This is a genomic window from Salmonella sp. SAL4457, from assembly GCF_046548235.1.
In the GTDB taxonomy this organism is placed as follows: domain Bacteria; phylum Pseudomonadota; class Gammaproteobacteria; order Enterobacterales; family Enterobacteriaceae; genus Salmonella; species Salmonella enterica.
Genome location: NZ_JBGDZO010001339.1, coordinates 1 through 235, shown reverse-complemented (window position 1 = coordinate 235; position 235 = coordinate 1). Strand labels below are relative to the sequence as shown.

Below are 235 nucleotides of genomic sequence, written 5' to 3'. Positions count from 1 at the left end.
GAGCATGATCGACGCCGAGCAGTATTTCTCCGCCGACAGCTCCACCGCGCGCTTGACCTGGGCCTCCTTGAGACCGCGGCCCTTGACCACGAAGTGCACGTGGATCTTCGTGAACACCTTGGGCTCCTCGTCGGCCCTTTCGGCCTCGAGGAAGGCTTCGCAGCTCTCCACCGGCTGGCGCGCCTTCTTCAGGATGCTGACCACATCGAAGTTGGTGCAGCCGCCGAGGCCGATC

Annotated in this window: 1 protein-coding gene; it reads right to left on the bottom strand. The window is 64.3% G+C overall.

Annotated features, from left to right (window positions below):
• The coding region (locus ACLJNW_RS28540; RefSeq protein WP_410962046.1) for an OsmC family protein at positions 1 to 235 on the bottom strand (235 nt) is incomplete at both ends.